We start from the raw sequence: 2,139 nt of genomic DNA, 5'->3' as shown, positions 1-2,139 counted from the left end.
CGTTCTTGTAAGGGACGTAGCCGAGCGTCTGCGTGAGGATGTCGTTCTGGGTCGTCCCGCGCACCGCCGCCAGATCCAGCCTCTTGTCCGTGCAGCAGTTGAAGTACATCGCGCAGATCGGCGCCGAGGAGAACGGCTCGGTCACCAGCGCCACACTCACCCGGTCGTGCGGAATCCCGTCGGTCAAGGCGAACATCGACTCCAGGCAGTACAGCGGCACCCCGGTCGTTCCCACCTCCAGATCGCCGCGCGCGTCGTCCGGGTCCAGACCGTTGAAGGTCAAGGCATCGACCGCCGCGCTGAACCCCGTTTCCCCGTTCTCATACAGGAACTTCCAGCGCCGGTTGGTCTCCTCGGGGGTGCCGTGGCCGGAGAACAGCCGCATGGTCCAGGACCTGCCCCGATACATGGTCGGGTAGATCCCGCGCACGTACGGCGGCTCGCCCGGGAAGCCCACGTCCTTCAGATAGTCGATTCCCTCCACGTCGCAGGGCGTGTAGAGCCGCTTGACCGGGATCCCGGAGTCGGTCACGAACGCCTCCTCGGGCCGCTTCTCCTTCGCCCCGGCCAGACCCCGGTCCCACTCTTCGCTCCGCTTGCGGATCTCCTCCAGCTGCTCTCGGCTCCACATGTCACTACCTCCTCCTGCACGTACAGCCCTCTCCGACTCTCTTTCCGCTCCGGGCAAAGAGGGGAGAAGAAACCATCGGCGCCTTCTCTGATCTTTCCAAGGGGGAATTTCGACTCATCGCTTGAACACGTGCAGCGTCATCGAGGCGGCGTCGATCCCCAGGATGCCGCCTCCGTTGTGCGTCATCCCCACCCGGGGCGGCCCCGCCACCTGCCGCTTGCCCGCTTCCCCCCGAAGCTGCTTCACCACCTCGTAGATCATCCCGCACCCGGTCGCGCCCACCGGGTGCCCCTTGCAGGTCAGCCCGCCGGACGGGTTCGAGGGCTTCTTGCCGCCGACTTCCAGCCGGCCCTCGTCGATCCACTTCGCCGCCTCTCCGGCCGGCACGATCCCCAGCTCGATCAGGAAGATGATCTCCGAAGGCGTGCTCGCGTCGTGCACCTCGATCACGTCCACCTCCCCGGGCCCGATCCCGGCCATCTCGTACGCCTTGGGCGCGATCCGCCGCGTCACCGAGTCGCCCGTGTCGAACACGATCTTGCCGCTGCCCACCACCGAGGCCGCCACCCAGACCGGCTTCGTCGTGTAGCGGGCCGCCTGCGGCTTCGCGCACAAGACCGCCGCGGCCGCCCCGTCCCCGATCGGCGCGCACATCATCCGCGTCAGCGGATAGACCACGTCTCCCGAGTGGAGCACCTCCTCCAGGGTCACCTCCTTCTGGTACTGCGCGTGCGGGTTCATCGCCCCGTTCCGGTGCGCCTTGACCGAGAGCTTGCCGAAGTGCTCCTGCGTGAGCCCGTACTTCCTCATGTACCCCTGCGCCAGAAACGCGTACATGTCCATGAAGATGCTGCGCTTCTCTCCGGCCCCGGCGCCGAAGATCTTCCCGCCCCCGATCCGCTCCTCGGCCATGCGGAAGTACTCCAGGTACTTCTCCAAGTCCACCGCGGTCCCCAGGGCCTGGAACGACTTCGACTTGTCCCGGTGGTAGAGCTTCTCCACTCCCACCACCAGCACGCAGTCGTGGATCCCGGCCGCCACCGCCGTCCACGCCAGATTGAACGCGGAAGACGAGCTCGCGCACGCGCTCTCCACGTTGTAGATCGGGATCGTGTCGATCCCCACCGCGCTCAGCGCCACCTGCCCCCGGATCGCCTCCTGCCCGGTCATCAGGCCGGCCAGGCAGTTCCCCACGTACGCCGCCTCGATCTCTCCCTTGCCGGCCGCCCCCGCGTCCCCCAGCGCCTCCTCCACGCACTCGCGCACCAGGTCCTTGATCCCTTTATCCAGGTACTTCCCGAACTTCGTCATCCCGACCCCGACCACCGCCACCTCGCGCATGATGCTCCTCCCGTTCAACCGACCAGGCTGTGTCGCAAGCCGGCCAGACCCTGCTCCCTGTCTTTCCGTCACCCCGGCGCAGGCCGGGGCCCAGTCACTGTTACCCGACAATCACCGCTGTGCACGGTCCACCCTCCTGGATCCCGGCCCCCACGCGCTGCGCAGTT

The 2,139-nt window shown here is 67.1% G+C and carries 2 protein-coding genes; both read right to left on the bottom strand.

The genetic code is table 11. The annotated features are described in order from the left end of the window. Nucleotides 1-631: methylmalonyl-CoA mutase family protein (locus AB1578_23525; GenBank protein ID MEW6490869.1), on the bottom strand; the 631-nt coding region annotated here is incomplete at its 3' end. Between the two features lie 114 nt (nucleotides 632-745). Further along, on the bottom strand, nucleotides 746-1,972 hold the full coding sequence (locus AB1578_23520) for a thiolase family protein (GenBank protein MEW6490868.1): 1,227 nt from the start codon (nucleotides 1,970-1,972) through the stop codon (nucleotides 746-748). Nucleotides 1,973-2,139 lie beyond the last annotated feature (167 nt).

The sequence above is a fragment of the Thermodesulfobacteriota bacterium genome (assembly GCA_040756475.1).
In the GTDB taxonomy this organism is placed as follows: Bacteria; Desulfobacterota; Deferrisomatia; order Deferrisomatales; family JACRMM01; genus JBFLZB01.
This window is presented reverse-complemented; position numbering and strand designations above follow the sequence as displayed.